The sequence below is a fragment of the Pseudomonas sp. GW-45 genome, from assembly GCF_056896675.1.
Window position 1 is genome coordinate 63,812 of the sequence record NZ_JBXHBH010000002.1, and the last position, 15,180, is coordinate 78,991.

Sequence of the window (15,180 nt, forward strand, 5' to 3'; positions counted from 1 at the left end):
CCATCACTGATCTTACTGTTTTGATCATTTCACGACCCCATAAATACATTAGCTGCGGAAAGCATTTTCATTGGCATGGTGATTGTATAATATTATTGTTCGATAGTTAATAATTGCCGAAAAACTAAGGGTGTTACTGAATGGGTCAAATCAACAAACACGCGGTAGGGGTTCTAAATTCTGAAGCAGGAAGACCCATCGCTTTGGTTGTACACGTTGGCTCCACAGTCCCTGCAATCGGGAATTGGTCATTACTCACACACTACCGATCAAGCGAATCCGGGTCTGATCTAGAGCTATTGATTGATGAAGAGGTTGAACACACCCTAAGCGGGGTGGCTCTTGCCTTACTACAAGCCTACGATTTATCACTTCCTTTCTACGCGGTAGATGGTGATAGCAACGTAATCGTCAGCATGGCGCCGGCACCTTCGATTGATGCCGTATGAGCATCAAGTCATTAAAGGAACTTGGAGCCACTACAGCCACTTTGTTTTCAAAGGGGGATACCAGCGGCGCATTGACTAAGGCCCTGTCGAGCGCGGTAATCGCGGCTATCTCAATCAGCTCATTCATACCCCAGCCTGTGCAGGCTGCAGACCTCGATCAGTCATCCTCAGTAGGCTTTCAGGTGGGCATGGATATCCTGATGCACAAAGAGAATTCGTCTAACCCGGATACCGGTTTGAATGAAAGCCGGGGTTATGACACTGACAAGCTGGTTCAGGGCTCAAAAATTGCTTCAACTGGCGTGTCAATGCTGATTTCCCCTGAAGCAGTGTTAGTCCGCCTGGGAGTCAAAACCATCGTAGGAGCTGCAGTGGGCGAGGTTTCAAATGAGTACAACAAAGGCTACCTAGCCGCTGATATCAGTGGAGCATTAGTAATTGCTGCGGCCAGCGCGACCCCATACGGATATGTCATTGCAGCTAACTCAATCAAAAACGCATACGACAACTATCAGGATCGTTTGCAAGATCACTACAATTCAACACTAAGGCAGCACACCAGCTCGATTTCAAAAATGGTGGACGGCATAGCGGCTAAAAGCTACTTGGAAGAGCGGGCACAACGCATGGCGCTTGCTGAGCCAGACCGCATTGCCGCCAACAAACAGCTGTATGAAACAGCGATGTTTGCAGCCAAAGATTCTGCACCTGACTTCCTAATGTTCCGACTGCAGCAAGAGGGCAATATTGTTCAGGAGGGAGGGGAGCCAGAGCAATGGTATACCGATTTTAGCCGGGACTTTTTTGGCGAAGAGGTTGAGGTTGCTAACAAGACAGTTGCCAGTCCAGATAAAAAAGATCAAGCGTCACGCAGCGCGATGGAAACAATGAATCAAACGCTTGCCAGCATTGAGGCCAATTCCAAATCGTCTGTTGGTAGCAAGGCCAAGGTCCACTTTGATGCCTTTGACAGTGCTTTAGCAGAAAAACCAGTAACGCAAAGCCAACCCAGCTACCCAACAATGAGATAGGTTGTCTCAGTGTTTATCCTTAAAAATTGACTTAACCATGCTGTCATCTCGCTTATCGTAGATGCGGGTCGTGCTTAGGTTTGCATGCTTCAACACCCTTTGTGCTACCAGCTCGCCATGCTCTTCGATCATCTGGGTGCCCATCGTTCTGCGGGCATCGTGAGGCCTTACAATGAATGGGATTCCAGCCATTTTTGATCTGCGCTCAAGCAGGTAAAGAATTCCACGGCCAGTAATTCGCTTCGTTGTAACCTTGCCGTTCTTTTGGATCGAGGTGAAGAAAGCCCCCCCATATAAGCCCTCAGAGCGACGAACCTGCAGCCACTCATGGATCAGCGGGATGGCCCAAGCTTGAACATACTTGATGTCCAGGTTGTTGCCTTTGGTTCTAACTCTAATTTCACCTTCGTCTAGGTTCATGGCCTCAACATCAATGCTTGCTGCTTCAGCTCTTCGCATTCCTGTACCAAATAGAACGGCGATTAACGCAGCATCACGTATGCCCTGTATACGTTCATCCTCAATACAGCACTTGAGCAATGCATCACTGTGGGTGCGTGCAACTGAGCGTCCGCGACCAATTCGATTTTGGCCTTTAGGCAGCTTCACTTCTTTAATCAACATGAACTGTGACGCCGGCATTAACCCTGATATATAGCACGCTCTACATATCCCACGTAGGGCATGCATGTAGAGGCGAATAGTCGATGGCTCAAGCACGCCTTGCATCCCCAAAATCAAATCTGAAAATGAATCTGCGGTGACCTGATACCAAGGCAAAGTCTCGACATCTTGGTTGATGGCATCGAGACCAAGACCCTTTGCAATCTGGCGTAATGCGTATCGAAACGTAGTTCTAGAAGAGGGCGAGAGTGGTGCAACAAACCGTTGATAGACCTTGCGCATCATATCTCGGTCAATGACAAGGTTACTGTCAAAGCCTTTATATAGCTGCAGATCGGTCATTTATCGGCGCCTTTAGCGTGAGTATCCGACATAAAAATACCTGCGACCTTCCGCTTTATTGAAGTGAATTCTTCCGCACTGACAACGGTTAAAAGGTCAGGGGAGGGTGGCGATGGATGGGGGTCGGACACCCCACCTTCGCGCAATAGTATAGATAAAACTCGACCGCGACCTTTCAGCTGAAGCTTAGGCTGATCATCGCCAGCGAAAAGGTGGCGGTGCAGGGTGACGGTAACTCCCTTGCCATGTAACCAATCAAGCAAGCCGATTAGTTGGGCGACAAGCTCTCGCTCAACTTTGGAGCCAACCGGGAAAAGAAGGCGGTCGCTCACAGATGGGATTAACGCTACATGGCCCAGCTCGAAAAACTTAGAACCTGGCTGTTGATTGGTGACGGTGGCCATCGCAAGCATCGGTTCGGAAATAGGGCCATATCGCTCAACGTGACCAAAGAACCCCATCGACTTGCCATCAAGCAATGAGAGCTTACGTGACTTAGCTCCATTAACGCGGTCAAATAGAAGACCCATTGGCCGCGTGGCTGCTTTCTCATAACCGGCCAGCCTTTTACCTAGCTGAATCATTCGCGGCATATCAATCTTGGTATCCATCGCATTGGATAAAGGGATACCTTGAGCAAGAGAGTATCGTTCAGAAACCCGCCTAATTCGTGCAAACTGCTCTGAAACTGATAATTTATGCGCTGGATTGTAGTCATTCAGCCTTGCGTCATCACAAAGCGTCAATAATAACGACAAAATAGGCTTTTTGGGGCCTGTTTTAGCGTTCGCGCTGCTACGTGAAATCTGAGGCGTTTGCAGGGTCTCAGTGCTGCTAAATTCAACGTGCAGCGCAATTTGATCACTGCTGTCAAAGCGTACCGTACTATGTGTACTGGCGTACTGTACAGTACGGTTACCACTTTGGACCGACTTGCCACAAATGCAACCTGGTGCATGCGCGTCATTGCCGGGATTGTTCCTGAGCACCAGCCTGCCTGAATCTAGCAAAGCAACGTGCATCACCGGTGCCGGCGCCACGCAGTCACAAACGAGCCAATTGTCCTCTTGTCGGATCTGCCGCAAAAGTCGATTTGCACGCTCTGTATCTCTGCCACTTAGACTCTGATCACAAAACCCATGAACCAGAGATTTCTCATCTGCCGATAGAGAACGAACGTGCTGCCGTGTACGGGTAACAATCAGCATTGATGCATCTCCTGATCCATGTCGGGTTTTATTACTTCCTCAAATAGACATTTAGGGAAGTAATAACTATAAAGTATAAGGGTGGCACTGCCACCCTTTAATTTGGTTGAAACCAGCGCTACATCGACGGCCCTGTATTGACTCGCAAAATGCTAGGGGTCGGAACACTATCACCAACCCATAGGTCATTCGCCAGGAACATAAGAAGCTCGCGATCTTCTTCGTTATCGCTAAGGTTGATGATCTTATTTACCTTGTCGAAGGCAGCGATATTGTCAGGAGCCCGACCAGCGCTCATGTCGGCTAAGGCGCTATCGCGAAAAACGTCCTGCAGGTGCTTCATAAAGATGGGTAAGTGAATTAGCTTTTCCGAATCAAATGGATTCAAAACATTGATATCAAATAAGGATTTATCGAATGCTTCTTCAGTCATCATAGATTGCAGAAATAATTCAGCATACGCATGAGGCAGTAATGATTCAGAACGGTCGCTGGCATCATCTCCAACATCTAGCCGATCATAATAAAGCTGATCTTGAATCCACTCGTAGAAAGCTTCATAGCTTTGGTAATTTGTGATTTCATCGCCGTCAAGAATCTCATCAATCGTATCTTTGATGCCATTGATCAACTCACGATCAAGGGGATTCTCAAGTAACGGGATTATAGAAGTGAAGTTTGGATGAGCACTTTGCTTAGGGTTAGCCTGAAGCCTAGTCTCCACCTCTATCAACAAACCATCTTGAAAATCAGCACTCCAATCCTTAACAGCTAGCTGTAGATCTTCTAGACTTTTGAAATGACCTGTTCTATTTAGTCGCAAACCGTCTGACTTACTTAGCGAAGCAAACAGTGGCCCACTTGGATCAGGCAATAAGGTTTCGTCAGCATCATTAATTGCGAAGACCTCAAGCCCGATATCATCTAGCTCAAGATGAACCCCCCAAAAACCGCCACCTGTAGAGGTTACGTCCCAACCTTTTGACTCAAAAAAATCTTTAAGCGTGACCCCATACCGGCTCAAAGTGTCTTCATTTGAGTTATTGTCAGGATACCCATTTATATCGCTCATAGTATCTCCTTAAATAAGAAACGTAATCCTTTACAGCTCTACGCTGTACAGAGTTTCGCCGGTGCGAACATCGACCATATCAATTAGCTGAGGCTTAATTTGAACAAAACGATCATGCTTGATTGATCCTGGCTTACGGCCAGACAGAGACTCGACATAACCATATACAGCTAGTGACAGCGAACCAGCCGCGATTGTTGAATCAATCTTGGCTCTTACGTCCTGATCTTCGACTGTGATTTTATCAAACCCACCTTTATATACGAATCCGTGCTGAACCTTGCTGCCGTTGAAAGCTCGCGGTCTTTCTACCCGCTCAGTTGAAGACACTAAACCATCAGGCAAGATGTAACCGCCCTCTTCTTCGCTATATGAGACTGTGATTGCTGGAGTAAGTTTTTCAAAGACACGATCTGAATAGTTTGTATTATCCAGTGTCACTTGTAATTGATCTTCGAGAAGCTTGAGTGCTTTGGCCTGATCGTCAGATGGATACTGGTCAGCGCGATCCTTCATGAAGACGGCACTCTTGCCCGACTCAGCAAACAGGTCAGCGCAGTTACATGACCCTGAACTAACAACCTCCAGCGCTGGCTCAGCCCAAGTACGTTTCTTGTGGTAGATGTTGAAGGCCGACCGGTCTTGGCTCATATCCGAATATTCTTCACGCGCAGCGCGATCAACCGGCTCAAAGTGGTAAACCCAGTAAGACGTGTTACGCGCAACCTTGGGCAAGCCATCTTCACCCAGCTGATCATCACCACCCTTCTGAATTGTTTCTGGCGCTGCAGATGATGAGGAAGGCGAATTATTGCCTTGAGTTGCCGCTTTAGAATCAGCTTCTGAATCACCTCCACAACCGGCCAAAATAATTCCTGCTGAGAGTAGAACTGCAGTGGTTAATCCACGATAGCTAGCTGTCATTTTCTGCGCCCCGATATAGAAGTATGCTTCTTATAATACATGTTAAATCCAACACCACAAGACATTTTAAAGATTTTTACCTTATTTAATATTATTATACCGTCAACATATTAGAGCATTTTGCTCATTTTGATAGGTCTCAATACGGCGTTATCCACAGATTCTGTGAATAAACCTGTAGATAACTCGTTCATGCACCATGCTAGGGTTTTCACGGGCCTTGATCAATAAGTAACCAACTGGAGCAATTATGGCGGGTAGTCAGCAAGATCAAAGCAAAGCGTTGACGGTTGGCCGCATCTATTTTCAAAGCCATCTTTCTCACGATACCGCTAGTGCCTATGTCAGCAAACGCCGCCTAAGCTCATCCGATATCCGTAAATTTGAAATCGGTTATGCACCAGATCAATGGCGCGGGCTTGTTGATCACTATAGCTCTCACCGCATTCGTTTAGCGGCAGTCGATGCTGGGTTACTGACAACCCCTGAACACTCAAACAGGTTACTGGACTTCTTTAGGAACCGGCTAATCTTCCCCATCCGCGATCATCATGGTGACCTGGTTGGTTATGGTGGCCGCACGCTTAGTGACGACCCAAAAACACCAAAGTACATCAACACACCAGAAACTGAGCTATTCAACAAAAGTGAATTGCTATACGGATTACACCAAAACAAAGCCGCCATCCAATCGTCAGGTGATGCCGTTGTTGTTGAAGGTTACATGGACGTTGTTGCGCTTAGCAGGCATGGCTGTCCGCTTGCCGTCGCGCCTATGGGAACTGCCCTTACTCATCAACAGATCAGCTTGCTCATTGATCAAGGCATTAAGTCGATTTGGATATGCCTCGATGGCGATGCAGCGGGCCAGAAGGCTGCTGAGCGTTCTATTGCTGTCATCATGGACAGTTACGACCCTCGTGTTTGCATTCGCCTTATGAGCCTTCCTGAAGGCCATGACCCAGACACATTCATGGAGGCCTTTGGGCTAGAAGCTTTTAACGAACTAAAAGGCGAGGCAAAAGACCTCCCCTCCTTCATAGACGATATCTGCCAAAATGGACGCCCTTGCCTGTCGCTTGAGGATAAAGCGTCATACATGCTGCGGTTAAAGCCCTACCTCGAATCCTCATGCGGAATCCTTAAGGACACCCTTTTACATCGAGCTTCTAAGGTCTCAGGCCTTACTATAAGCGACATTCAGGAATCTTTCGGCTTTCATCAGGATGAGGCAGTTGTATCGAAATGGTCACCGATGATTGCTCACGCTGCACGCGCAATAGTTCATAGGGATGACGGGAAAGATATCGCTCGTACTGTCAGTGATTTCCAGCTTACCGGCCCTGGCTTTGATGAGCTTGAAGCTTTGTGTGTTGAGGTTATAAGTGACAAAAAACCAAGTGGTTTATTAGCACAATACGCGCGAGCGCATGGTAAGCAGAGCGAGCTGGAAGACAGACTTATTAGCTCAGAGCTGCTCCCCTTCCTGCGTAGCAGTAGCATTGACCAAGCTCTAGAGAAGGTGCAGAACGCGCCATACGACCATCAAGCGCGTGTTGATATAAAAAAGGCCTTAGGTATTGGTTAGTGATTCATCGACATATCGTTTGTTAGAAAAGTCTTTACGGCCTCGCCCAGCTCTAACAAGCCGTCAAATGTGCTCTCACTCCCTTCAGGCTCATTCATAGTTGAACCTGCCTGCGTTTTTAACCAATTCAGCTGTTGTAGCGTTAGCGCGAACGCTTTATCCACTTGGCCGGGGCTAAGGTCTAATGAGTGAATCACTCCTTCTCTTGACTGGCTGTCACCTGCGCTAAGGGCGGTCACGAAAACAGTAGCCGGTAGGTAAGAGAGAGATTCATTTTGAGTCAGAGCAATAACGGTCCCGGTACTTTGATCGAGCAGCCCTTTACGCCAAACAGCTAATCCACTGGCGTTAAACATAACCTCGCACGCCGTTGATCGCCTTCCAACGATTGGCTGAACCATGATTGCAGCCTTCAGCTCATCTAGCAGGATAACGCCGACTTTTTTACCAGAACAGTGCAGAAAAAAACCACCCACTTCGCTCGACCAGACCATCTTTGCAGGTAAAGCCGAACCTAATGTGTCTATGACCTGTGAACCAAGCACTACCGTCATGCCTGCAAGGTTAGCCTCCCCCTCAACCCCCTCAATTAGCAACCCTATAAAAGCCGAATTAAAGGCGACGTAGGCAATTCCACTGACATTGGTGGCTTCTAGGCCTGAAATCTTGAAAACCGCTTTATACATTGATGCGTCCTTAAAATCCCGTATAGTGTTATTAAATCATATTTAAGGTCGGCTAACCTAATGAACACTTATTCTGACGGTGCAATGCATCACGTAACTGATGTTCTTGAATCACGAGCGGCTGAAATGGGCTGCTTAGCGTTCAGCCTCAAGGATGAACCCATTCCCGCTGATGTTGCTATGGAAGCTAGCGGCCCTCTTCTATGGGCTCTTGTACTGCATTCAACCGCTATTGCTCAGCTTAGCGGAGCGTCAAAACCAAACGAGGTTAATTTCTTACCACTAACAATCGCGAGTGAGCCCGACGCTCCTTATGGTAGTGAGGCGCGTATTCAACAGGGCAGGCTCCCGATGGCCCTTGCACTCAACCTACTCGATGCCGCTCTAGAGCACGCTATTTGTGTGGGCATGCACAACCTGGGCTACAAGCCATCTGAATGGGACCAGCTGCCCGAGAACGAGCGCGTCATCCCTCTAGAGCCTTACTTTGCTGATCTACAAACCAGCTGGGTTACCGAAGCTTTAGAACAAGGCGATACCAAGGACCAAATTCTAAATTGGCCTACCCTGCTCGATTTTCAAACCTTGGAATCAGCTAAGCCCGGTGCTGCGCTCTCAAAGGATTCGAGCTTGAACCGCAGTCGCATCTTAAACATGTCGTCACCAAGCTAAGCAGGCAATAAAATGACAAAAGGTATCCCTCTTGATTTATACCTCAGCCAGCAATCACCATCAGGCCTTAGCGAAGATGAGCTGGACCGCCAGCTAAGCTCGATGAGTGACATTCCGGTCACGTCAAAAGCTAATCCCTCAGGCTCCGCAGCTAGCCACAAAAGTGATATCGAGCTTCTTCTAGCCAGCGCGATGAGTGAGATAGGCGAGGAACAAGATGCCTACAACGAAATCGACTCCGCTATTAAAGCTGCAAGTCATGGCGTAAAAGTTCTCTCGCCCCTATTAGCAGCGGCCTCGAAGTGGACAAACCCAGATACAGAGCCCGATAAATTTGAAGCTCTTGTTGGAGAGGTTCTTAGCAGAGTCAGAAACGATGCTCTAAAGGTTATTCAGGCATACGGCATTGGCCCTGCAGACGCGCCAACTTGGCTGACATCTCAAGTCAGCGGTCAAATAATGACGCTGCTAGTCTCAGCTATTGAGCGGAACAACGGTGCGATCTTAGAACCCGGTGATTCACGATACCTGCAGCCCCTCATCAACTTAGGTAAGAAAGCAGCGGGCATTAGTGAATCGTACTACAGCTCACCATCCGACCCGAATTGGCAGCTGATCAATTCACTGACGATGGCCACAGCCGATGTTATGGCTGAGTACCACTCATTTAATTACTTCAGGACCGACGCCGAATCTGTGTCTCAGGAAATCACTGACTTTCTTGATGATCGGGTAATTCACGGCACGCTTAATGACCTAACCGAACGATTTAACCTTGGGGCAAAAGAGAAAGCCTACCTTGGCGTCAGCCTTCTACATCAAGCAGGGCGAACGCTAGCTAATTCATGGGCTAATAACATAAGCCAGACGCTTGGGTACGTTAAGGGCCTCAGCAAAGAACAACAGCGTGAGGTTGTCTTGAGTGGCTGTCCTTTAGATGAGGTCTTCAGTGACTTCAACAATGTCTACCAAGGCCTCGAAATCTCAGCGCTCAGCGCTCTGCGAACTCTCGCACCGGGCCGTGAACAAAATCTGGAAATTAAGCATGCACAATCTCCTGTTTAAAGCAGTAGCAATCAGCCTGTTTGTGACGGGTATAGCCACACAAGCACAAGCCGATGAGCCAATAACGCCTCTAAGCTATCAATGCCTACAAGATGTCTCTCAACGGTACGGGATTCATACTGATGTCCTGTTCGCCATTCTGATGGTAGAGGGCGGCACTGTAGGCAAAGACAACGCTGGCAATACCAATGGCACCTACGACATAGGCCCATTTCAAATCAACTCGATGCACCTACCTGAGATACGGACGAAGGGCATCACAGAGTCACAGCTGCGTAATAATGGATGCACCAATGCCAATGTTGCCGCATGGATTCTTCAGCGCTCTGTGATGAATGAGCGTGTTCTAAGCGGCATCAACGATGAAGACTCATACCTTAAGGCATTAGCTCGATACCACTCTGCAACCCCAGTACACAACGAACGATACGCAGGCCTGCTGCGAAATGCCTTTAGCCGACTGTACGCAAGTCAGGGGTCTGCGCGATGAATAAGGGTCCAGGCGGATATGAAGCGTCCGAAGCCTTTTTCTTCCCTATCATTGCACTTCTTCTGGTTGTCGGCCTGTGGTTCTTACTGAAGACCCCATTGCTCTATATCTGTTTTTATAGCTCATATTACATGTTTGGTTTCTATCAACATTTGACCTGGCTAATGACGCAGAGCGAAATCAATACGCTCATCAATGCCAAGGCAGCGATACCATCTGTAAAGCCTCCCGAACAGGGTCTCAGCGCTCTGATAATGCTCATGGAGATACATGGGTACATTCTGAGATGGCTGGCTGTTCCTATCATGCTCTGGGTGGGTTTCAGATCCAAACGGCATGTCGTTAGATTTAAATATCGTCGTGACATTAAATCCGTGTACGACCTAATCGACATCCAAGCAAAGCACTTCCCTGCAAGCGCAATCATCAAAGGTAAGAACCTGCTTGCTACACATCCCTACAAAGGCCCGTGGGCCACATATACCCTCCCCCTCGACTTTGCGCTTGATAATCAGCTCTTATGGACATCCACAAAGCGTGTTACAGGCGCTGACACCTTAGACGAAAACAAGATGGCGCCTATCCCGGCGTTCTTGCCCGATGAAAAGCTTCAGCACTTCAGAGAAAAGCGGTTAATGCTCCCTTCCTGGCGTTATGTTCTGTTAAGCCTGAAGCGCGCAAACGCTCTTTTCATTCAGCAAACAGGTGAACTCTGGTCAGGCTCAGGAAAGCTACCTCCCCTAGAGAAAGCGCTCTATGCAGCGTTCTGCGCGCAAGGGTGTGGTGAGCAAGGTGAGGCTTGGAAAATGATTGAGCAGCTTGGATTTAGCTTTCGTGAAGGCAAGCGAGACGCTAAGGGCAAGCTAGTCACTCCGCACTATGCAAATACTACGGGCACCGATGAGATGCTCAAAAAATACGGAAATCGAAAAGATATCCTATCCATCACCTACCTACATGCTCATAAAAACAACGTCCTGACTGCCACCTTGGCATTAGCGCGCAAAAAAGGGCGCTTGATGCATGCAAATTTTCTCTGGCTAAAGCCGGTAAATCGAACCTTGTGGTACGCACTCTGCGGTCAAGGTGGGCAAGTTCCCTACTGGGAGGCTGCAGGCCCGTGGGCGCACGCTCAAGTAGAAGTGAAAATGGGTAGAAAGATACCAAAGCCAATGGTTGCCGGCGCAGTTCATGCGCTGAAAACAACCATGTCAAAAGAGCACTGGATTGATCCTGGCGAGTACAGCGAAGAATTCCAAAAACAGCAAGTGGTTGCAGCAAACGAATTGCTAACCAAAGAATCTGAGCGGGCTAATCGCAGAACACGTACCGGCACCCATCAGGGTGGCCAGCAAAGCATGTTGGGAAATACCTTTGCTACACCGCAAAGACGAAAGAACGGTGCGACTGAGGATGATGAACCATGAGCAAGAACGAAATCATTCAAAAGCACCAAGAGGTAAGCCAAGCTAGGACTGTTCTAGATCCCCGTTCGTTTTGGAAGAGAGTATGGGACTGGTTTGAAAAGCCTTGGATTCCGCTAGCATGGGCCTTAATCGCGCTACCTATTATCGTGATACAGCCAGCCTTTATCGTCCCTATGATGCTTGTACAGCTCATTTTGTGGATGGCCGTGGGCATGAATCCTGACACGTTACCAATCCACCTCCCTATGGACGCGAAAAAGGATGACCTTAACGATCCAAAGCCTGGTGATGGCAATGGATACTACAAGGCTCGCGGTTCATTCTTTATCGGTCGAATAATTGGTACAGGCATTGAGGTCTGGGCCTCGTTCAAAGCTCTGACACAGCACTTCCTTATCCTCGGCACCACTGGCTCAGGGAAGACCGAAAGCATTGTGAGCTATATCGTCAATTATTTGGCTGTCGGTTCAGGTGTAGCGTTTCAGGACGCGAAAGCTGCACCAAAGGCCATGATTCAGATGGCAACATTCTGCCGGATTTTTGGTCGCGATGATGACTTTAGGGTTACCAACTACATCACCGGTAACACCTCAGATAAACGCGACCCAGCCGAACGCCTTTCAAACGATGCAGCTGTATTTGCAAGGGGCTCCGCCGAATCAAATACTCAGCTCCTGATTGCGTTGCTTCCACCAAGCGAAGGCGACAATAAGCTCTTTTCAGAGCGAGCAATTGCGTTGGTATCTGCGGTTATGCCAGCTCTGGTAGACCTACGCGGACAAGCAAAGGTGCAAATCGACCCAGCTGTAATACGGAAATTCATGGGGTTTAAGCAGTTCTGTGACTTGTACCGTAATAACTTCATTTCAATGCGCTCGCGTAATGCAATGTTGGCCTATTTGGAATCGCTGCCTGGCTTCGATGAAGCCAAAGAAGTATCCAAACAGCCTGAAGAGGTTTCACGCCAGTTCGGCTTCGCACAAGCGTATTTCACGCGCTCACTGGCATCTCTATCCGACACCTACGGCCATATCTATCTGACGGCCCTTGGTGAGATTGACTACCAAGACGCAGTACTGAACGGAAGAATTCTGATGACTCTTTTGCCATCAATGGAGAAGTCAGGCGACGAACTAGCGAACCTTGGCAAGATCGTTTTAACAGCCACCCGCAACGGCATGGTCGTAGGTCTGGGAACCGCATTTGAAGGTAGCGCAGACGATATCGTCCACAACCTGCCAACAAACTCAGACATCCCCTATGGGGTAATGAATGATGAAAATGCGTACATGCTGGTAGAAGGCCAAGAGATGATTAACGCTCAGGCACGGGGCCTTGGTTTTGGGGTAATGACAGGGACGCAGGATGCCCCCGGCATGCTTGAGAATATTTCAAAGACAACGAAACAGATCATGGCGAACTCTGCCTTCAAACAGATCATGTACCTGGATGACAAAGAGACGACTGAGCTTGCCATCGAATTTTCTGGCGATGCCCAAGTTATGTTCCGCAATCGCTTCAACCTCAAGGGCGACCTTGGAACCATGTACGCCGATGAGGGTGTGACCATAGAGCGGCGTAAACGTCTGGATTCAACAGCGATCAAGCGCCAAGGGTTAGGCCAAGCCTTCATCATGTACCAAGGCCGTATTCACCAAACACAAGTTTTTAACCACGGCATTCAGGAGAGACACAAAGACCCAACCATGTGTTATTTGGGTCACTGGTATTCGGTACGGATGCCAAAGGTCCGCTTACCTGACGTTGATATGATGATGGAGTTGATGGAGCTGGCACCGGATATCAAAGAGTGGCAAGAGCTTGCCGTCATGGTAAGTGACGACACTCGGATGATGCTGTCCGAAATGACAACTTACTTTAGCTCAATGTTGCGCATCAACTCGATATCAGCTGCGTACCGTAAATCAGCAGGTCTGATGGAGATTCTTGAATCTGTAAACGGTAGAGAAGAAGACGACGACGACTTAGGTTTACTGGACGATTCAGATTCAATTGTTGGTGTATTAGCAAAGGTTTTAGAAGCACCACTAAATAGCTACCGAGACGCACCGGCTTTACTCGCGAAAATGTCCGAAGATGACAGTATCGCGGAGGTCAAACTAAGCAAAACAGCCGAGCGTGTGAACCTCGCTATGTACGATCCAAACGACGACGAAGATCTATTCAATCCAACAGATGATGATCGAGATGATGGCGGAGCCGGGACAGGCGGGATGGGTAACAAGCCTGAGCACAATGCAATAACTGACGTTGAGTCAAGCGATAGCCTGCTCAACATGTTCCTCGACGAAAGTGACTCCTTAGAGCCCGGTGGCAGCACGGCAAGCGAACCGGCTATAGCTGTTATGGGTTCAGATCCTAATAATCAGCCAGCAACGGCTCAGACCGAATCACTTGTGGTCCCTACAAGCTCGATGGCAAGAGCTGTTGAAAGAAATCTCCACAACATGCCTTGGATGGCAGGCTCTGTTGAATATGAGCAGTCTTATGACGCGCTCGTTGAGACCGAAATGCGATTCAACTCCAATGAACTGTCTGCAAAGACAAGCATTGAGCAAGGTCTCGACTTCCTTGGTCAGCAGCTGGTGTATCCAGAAACAGACATCAAGAGCGCAGGCCTAGACATCAAGACTGCACGAGATTTGTTAGCTCCCCTACTGAATAAAAAGGGTTAATCAATGGACAGTTACATTCGTGCGAACCTAGCTCCAGGAGAACACATAGAGCATATCGCTAAGCCTCACTGGGTCGTTTTTCTTGGGGCCGGAATGTGGGCGGGCTTCGGTTTAATAATTAGCATTGCAGGGAGCGCTTTCGATGGGCTGTTCCCCGTCCAAGTTCTTGCAGCCCTCGCCTATGCAGCATCGCTTGTGCAGCTCGTGGTCAGAGGCATTTATTATTTCTCAACTGAGCTTGGCGCTACGAATAAGCGTGTGATCGGGAAAACAGGTCTAATCGCGCGAAACACCTTCGAGTTCGATAACTACCGAGTTGAGTCTGTAAACCTTGATCAATCAATCGCCGGCAGGCTACTCGGGTACGGCACGTTGACGATTCGCGGAATGGGAGGTACGCCAGTAGCACTAGCGGCAATCAACAATCCTGTCGCGTTTCGTAACGCTCGATTGGAAGTTTTAGAGAGGATCAAGCAAGAAAATTAAGGATGTTGGATGGCGCCCAGAAAGGGCGCCGAACAAATGCGCAGACTGAAATTAGCGCTTCAATCGCGGGACGCCCAACCTTCAACGACTCCACGCCCATACTGAGCAATCCAAGCCTTTACACGCTTATTAGCACGGGTTTTGGCGATAACCTTCTCCCCGCTATTCGGGTTGGTATAGGTCACCGGCGCGCTCTTTCTACGACTAGATTTAGCTGAAACCTCAGACTCGTTTTTGATGTTCAACACCGACAGAACCTGGTTAGGGGTCATGTCGTAATCACTCATCAGTTTCTTTAGGCCCTCAGTGAAACCCTTCTCTTGCTTGAAGGCCTGTGATTCCTCTAATTGGGATAGCTCGGCCTTCAGCTTTTCAAGTGCTTGCAGCTTAGTTCTATGTTCAAGATATAGAGACATTATT

Annotated in this window: 15 protein-coding genes; 9 read left to right on the top strand and 6 right to left on the bottom strand. The window is 48.4% G+C overall.

What is annotated here, in order from left to right:
- Window positions 1–140: 140 nt before the first annotated feature.
- Window positions 141–449, top strand: coding sequence for a hypothetical protein (locus AC1XYH_RS19380; RefSeq protein WP_483326589.1), 309 nt, complete (start codon window positions 141–143; stop codon window positions 447–449).
- Window positions 446–1,480 carry a hypothetical protein gene (locus AC1XYH_RS19385; protein ID WP_483326590.1) on the top strand — a complete coding sequence of 345 codons (1,035 nt, stop codon included), beginning with the start codon at window positions 446–448 and terminating at the stop codon, window positions 1,478–1,480. The genes AC1XYH_RS19380 and AC1XYH_RS19385 overlap by 4 nt, the downstream gene beginning before the upstream one ends.
- Window positions 1,481–1,486: 6 nt before the next feature.
- Here the strand turns inward: AC1XYH_RS19385 and AC1XYH_RS19390 are convergent, their stop codons facing one another.
- The 4 genes from AC1XYH_RS19390 to AC1XYH_RS19405 all read right to left on the bottom strand — a co-directional run bounded on the left by AC1XYH_RS19390 (window position 1,487) and on the right by AC1XYH_RS19405 (window position 5,650).
- Entirely contained in the window at window positions 1,487–2,446 is a 960-nt protein-coding gene (locus AC1XYH_RS19390) for a site-specific integrase (protein WP_483326591.1), read from the bottom strand.
- Window positions 2,443–3,654 (bottom strand): hypothetical protein, encoded by a 1,212-nt coding sequence (locus AC1XYH_RS19395; RefSeq protein ID WP_483326592.1) that lies wholly within the window; start codon window positions 3,652–3,654, stop codon window positions 2,443–2,445. The genes AC1XYH_RS19390 and AC1XYH_RS19395 overlap by 4 nt, the downstream gene beginning before the upstream one ends.
- 118 nt (window positions 3,655–3,772) lie before the next feature.
- The gene (locus AC1XYH_RS19400; protein WP_483326593.1) at window positions 3,773–4,726 is read right to left on the bottom strand and encodes a hypothetical protein; all 954 of its coding nucleotides are present in this window, start codon (window positions 4,724–4,726) and stop codon (window positions 3,773–3,775) included.
- A gap of 30 nt (window positions 4,727–4,756) precedes the next feature.
- A complete protein-coding gene (locus AC1XYH_RS19405; protein WP_483326594.1) occupies window positions 4,757–5,650 on the bottom strand; it encodes a hypothetical protein in 894 nt (297 codons plus the stop codon).
- Between the two features lie 250 nt (window positions 5,651–5,900).
- Between AC1XYH_RS19405 and AC1XYH_RS19410 the strand changes: the two genes are divergently transcribed.
- Complete coding sequence (locus AC1XYH_RS19410; protein ID WP_483326595.1) at window positions 5,901–7,238, top strand: DNA primase; 1,338 nt, start codon at window positions 5,901–5,903, stop codon at window positions 7,236–7,238.
- On the opposite strand, the gene AC1XYH_RS19415 is transcribed toward AC1XYH_RS19410, so the two are convergent.
- The gene (locus tag AC1XYH_RS19415) at window positions 7,235–7,924 is read right to left on the bottom strand and encodes a hypothetical protein (protein WP_483326596.1); all 690 of its coding nucleotides are present in this window, start codon (window positions 7,922–7,924) and stop codon (window positions 7,235–7,237) included. The genes AC1XYH_RS19410 and AC1XYH_RS19415 overlap by 4 nt on opposite strands.
- 60 nt (window positions 7,925–7,984) lie before the next feature.
- Here AC1XYH_RS19415 and AC1XYH_RS19420 point away from each other — a divergent pair, with 60 nt between their 5' ends.
- Genes AC1XYH_RS19420 through AC1XYH_RS19445 form a run of 6 tightly spaced genes read left to right on the top strand, consistent with a single transcriptional unit; the run spans window position 7,985 to window position 14,760 of the window.
- Entirely contained in the window at window positions 7,985–8,596 is a 612-nt protein-coding gene (locus AC1XYH_RS19420) for a hypothetical protein (protein WP_483326597.1), read from the top strand.
- Between the two features lie 12 nt (window positions 8,597–8,608).
- A complete protein-coding gene (locus tag AC1XYH_RS19425; protein WP_483326598.1) occupies window positions 8,609–9,661 on the top strand; it encodes a hypothetical protein in 1,053 nt (350 codons plus the stop codon).
- Complete coding sequence (locus tag AC1XYH_RS19430; RefSeq protein ID WP_483326599.1) at window positions 9,642–10,151, top strand: lytic transglycosylase domain-containing protein; 510 nt, start codon at window positions 9,642–9,644, stop codon at window positions 10,149–10,151. The genes AC1XYH_RS19425 and AC1XYH_RS19430 overlap by 20 nt, the downstream gene beginning before the upstream one ends.
- Window positions 10,148–11,578, top strand: coding sequence for a secretion/conjugation apparatus DotM-related subunit (locus tag AC1XYH_RS19435; protein WP_483326600.1), 1,431 nt, complete (start codon window positions 10,148–10,150; stop codon window positions 11,576–11,578). Before AC1XYH_RS19430 ends, AC1XYH_RS19435 begins: the two co-directional genes overlap by 4 nt.
- Window positions 11,575–14,274, top strand: a complete 2,700-nt coding sequence (locus AC1XYH_RS19440) for a type IV secretory system conjugative DNA transfer family protein (protein WP_483326601.1) — start codon at window positions 11,575–11,577, stop codon at window positions 14,272–14,274. The genes AC1XYH_RS19435 and AC1XYH_RS19440 overlap by 4 nt, the downstream gene beginning before the upstream one ends.
- 3 nt (window positions 14,275–14,277) lie before the next feature.
- Window positions 14,278–14,760 (top strand): PH domain-containing protein, encoded by a 483-nt coding sequence (locus tag AC1XYH_RS19445; RefSeq protein ID WP_483326602.1) that lies wholly within the window; start codon window positions 14,278–14,280, stop codon window positions 14,758–14,760.
- A 59-nt stretch (window positions 14,761–14,819) separates the two neighbouring features.
- Here AC1XYH_RS19445 and AC1XYH_RS19450 read toward each other — a convergent pair whose 3' ends face one another.
- Window positions 14,820–15,176 carry a histone-like nucleoid-structuring protein, MvaT/MvaU family gene (locus AC1XYH_RS19450; protein ID WP_483326603.1) on the bottom strand — a complete coding sequence of 119 codons (357 nt, stop codon included), beginning with the start codon at window positions 15,174–15,176 and terminating at the stop codon, window positions 14,820–14,822.
- Window positions 15,177–15,180 lie beyond the last annotated feature (4 nt).